A 3,690-nucleotide genomic window follows, 5' to 3' on the forward strand; every position below is an offset into this window, starting at 1 on the left:
GCGCCTCGGCGCGCGGCGACGGCCCGTCGGAGCCGGGCGCGCCGAGCAGCAGCGACCGGATCCGCTCGCCGACGGCGGTGGCCCCCGGCTCGCGCGTCACCACCACGTCGCGCCCCTGCCCGCGCAGCCGCTCGGCGAGCGCGGCGAGCTGGGTGGACTTGCCGGCGCCCTCGCCGCCCTCGAAGACCACGAAGAGGCCGGCGGAGACGAACGGCTCGGCCGGCATCAGCGGGCGGCCCCGGATCGAGCCCCAGAGGTCGGCCAGGACGGGGACGCCCTTCTTGTCGTCCATCTGCCCGAACGCGCTGATCCCGGCGAAGATGCCGGCGGCGCCGGCGGCGAGCAGCAGCAGTCGGGTGGACGAGATCGACACGCCCAGGTCGGCCAGCTCCAGCCGGCGCGAGCCGCCGACGCCGGCGAGCAGGCTGCCGAGGCCGATCGCGAGGATCAGCACCAGCCGGGTGCCGATCTGCACCACCGCGAAGACCCGGCCGCGCACCTCGTCGGCGATCTCCCCGCCGAGCAGGGTGGTGCCGGAGAGGAAGGCCATCCCGGCGCCCGCGCCGACCAGGATCGCGCCGACCATCGCCATGGAGAGGTGGATGGCGAAGGCCAGGGTCATCACCGAGGCGCTGGCCAGCACGATGCTCATGCCGAACCAGCGCCGCCGGGACATGTCCTTGACGATCATCGGGCCGAGCCCGATGCCGAGCGCGAGGCCGACGAAGATGGCGCCGAAGAGCAGGTAGAAGGCGGCGTCACCGGCGCCGAGCGAGATGGCGAAGAACTTGGCGGTGCCGATCACGATGCCGCCACCGGCGAACGCGCCGAAGATGCCGAGCACCAGGCCGCGCACCAGCGGGGTCTGGCCGATGTAGCGCCAGCCCTCCTTGAACTGGCGCAGCATGCTCTGCTCGCCCCCGCCCCGCTCGGCGGCCTGCCCCTGGCTGATCTCCTTGATGCCGTACGCCACCACCAGCGCGGTGGCCAGCCGGGAGAACGCGTTGAACCAGAGCGCCAGATCGGCCGGCTCGGCCCAGTCCGGCGCCGCGCCCCCGGTGACCCCCCGCACGATGCCGTCGAGCGCGGCGAGGATCAGCGCGGCGAGGACCGGGGTTAGGCCGTACGTGGTGATCAGCGTGAGCTGGTTGGCGGCCTCCAGCCGGGCGCGCGGGATCAGGTTGGGGACCGCGGCCTCCTTGGCCGGGATCCACAGCAGCGTGAGCGACTCGATCAGGAAGGTGGCGATCGCCGCCCAGAGGACCACCGCCCCGCCCGAGGCGCCGAGCAGCGCCACCAGCGGGATCGAGGCGAAGAGCAGGAACCGCAGCACGTCGCAGATGACCATGGTCCAGCGCCGGTCGAAGCGGTCGGCCAGCACGCCGGCGATCGGGCCGAGCACCAGCGCCGGCAGCAGCCGGATGGCGATGACGCCACCGAAGGCGGCGCCCTTGGCGGTGCTCCCCTCGACCTGGGAGGCGGCGAAGACGCTGGTGGCGAGCAGGCCGAACCAGTCGCCGAAGGAGGCCGCGCCGAGCACGATCCAGAGCCGGCGGAACGGGGTTTGATGGTGCCCGCACAGCCGGGGTCGGCATCGTCCGGATGGGCAAAAACGGCCAACGCCCGGACGGCGTCCGTGCGTGCCGGAGCGGACGCGGGGAAGGTCACAGCCGCAGCGCCCACACCCGGGGTGGCGCCCCCGCCGAACCGTGTCTTTCCTGCTCAGAGTGGTACGACCGGCGTAGATCATGATCTTTTTTCAAGTATCGGCAACGTGGCGACCAACTAACGGCTTGATAACGGCACCTTCACGGAACGGGCCGGTGGGTGTCACAGTGGCAGCACCTCACCCCTCATGTGAGGCACTCCGTACGGCCTGACGACCATGGGACCCGCCTGTTGACGGTGCTCCGTGGTGGTCTCGTGTGCGCGGTGCCGAGCGTCAAGGGCGGGGCGGCCCGGCGGATTCGTACAACATCTTGTCCCGAATTCTCTGCGGTGAAACCGGCTCCCGCGGTGCGGGCGCCGGACGTGTCACCCCCAACGTGCGTGATACCCACGACGGAACCAGGTTCAGAAAGAGGAGGCCCCTCGGAATGAGAGTCTCGAAGCGGGCAAGCAGCGCGGTCGCGCTGGGCGCGGCGTTCGCGCTCGTCGCGTCCGGTTGCTCGAGCAGTGACAGCGACGGCGGCGACGCCGGCGCGAGCTCGGACGGCGCGATCACCATCGACGGCACGCAGCCGGAGGTCGGCCTGGTCCCGTCGAACACCACCGAGACCGGTGGTGGGGCGATCATCGACTGGATCTGGACCGGTCTGGTCGAGTACCCGAACGACGGCAGCGCCCCGCGCAACGCGGTCGCCGAGTCGATCGAGACGACCGACTCCAAGGTCTACACGATCAAGATCAAGAAGGACACGAAGTTCCACGACGGCACCGTCGTCAAGGCCAAGAACTTCGTGGACGCCTGGAACTGGGGCGCCTACTCGCCGAACGGCGCGCAGAACGGCAGCTTCTTCGGCGACATCCAGGGCTTCGCGGACGTCCACACCGAGGACCCGGACGGCGCCGAGGGCCCGCAGAAGGCCCCGGAGCCGAAGGCCAAGGAGATGTCCGGCCTGAAGGTCGTCGACGACTTCACCTTCGAGGTCACCCTCGCGGCGCCGACCGCCGTGTTCCCGACCAAGCTCGGCTACAGCACCTTCATGCCGCTGCCGGACGCGTTCTTCACCCAGGGCGCCGAGGCGTTCGGCAAGAAGCCGATCGGCAACGGCCCGATCAAGTTCGTGTCGTGGGAAGACGACGTCCAGATCAAGCTGACGCGCTTCGATGACTACTCCTTGAACGACAAGATGAAGATCAAGGACGTCAACATCAAGCTCTACCAGGACGACACGGCGGCGTACAACGACCTGCTCGCCGGCAACCTGGACTTCCAGCAGCAGGTTCCGGTCTCCGCGATCGCGGGCGACAAGTGGAAGACCGACCTGGCCGACCGGGCCATCGCCTCCACCACGCCGTCGACCGGCATCATCGCCTTCCCGATCTACGACAAGCGCTTCCAGAACCCGAAGCTGCGTCGGGCGATCTCGATGTCGATCAACCGCCAGGAGATCAGCGACAAGATCTTCTTCGGTTCGCGCAAGCCGGCGGACAGCTGGGCCAACCCGCTGACCCCGGGCGCCAAGGCGGGCAACTGCACCGCGTGCCAGTTCAACGTCGAGGAGGCCAAGAAGCTCCTCGCGGAGGCCGGCGGCTTCACCGGCGAGCTGGTCATGTTCTACAACGCCGACGCCAGCCACAAGGAGTGGATGGAGGCCGTCGCGCAGCAGGTCAAGACGAACCTCGGCATCAACGCCCGCGCCGAGGGTGTGCCGACCTTCGCGGTGTTCCGCCAGAACATCAACGCCGGCAAGATGACCGGCATGTACCGCGCCGGCTGGCAGCAGGACTACCCGGACGTCGAGAACTGGGTCGGCCCGCTCTACGTGACCGGCGGTTCCTCGAACGACGGCAAGTACAGCAACCCGCAGGTCGACGCGCTGGCCAAGGAAGCCGCCTCCGCGCCGAGCCTGGAGGCCTCGCACGCCAAGTACGCCGAGGCGGTCGCCCTGATCGACCAGGACGTTCCCTCGATCCCGGTCTACTTCGGTGGTCAGCAGTCCGGCCACTCGGAGAAGATCAAGAAGC

2 protein-coding genes are annotated in these 3,690 nt (G+C 69.4%); one reads left to right on the plus strand and one right to left on the minus strand.

The window, feature by feature from the left end; translation table 11 throughout:
* A partial coding sequence (locus AB0B91_RS64465) for a dTMP kinase (protein WP_358342884.1) occupies positions 1–1,540 on the minus strand: 1,540 nt, incomplete at its 3' end.
* Positions 1,541–2,096: 556 nt separating this feature from the next.
* On the opposite strand from AB0B91_RS64465, the gene AB0B91_RS64470 reads away from it, so the two are divergent.
* Positions 2,097–3,690 (plus strand): ABC transporter substrate-binding protein (locus tag AB0B91_RS64470; RefSeq protein ID WP_358342886.1); only part of this gene is annotated, 1,594 nt, incomplete at its 3' end.

The sequence above is a fragment of the Nonomuraea sp. NPDC049141 genome, from assembly GCF_040648415.1.
Lineage (GTDB): Bacteria > Actinomycetota > Actinomycetes > Streptosporangiales > Streptosporangiaceae > Nonomuraea.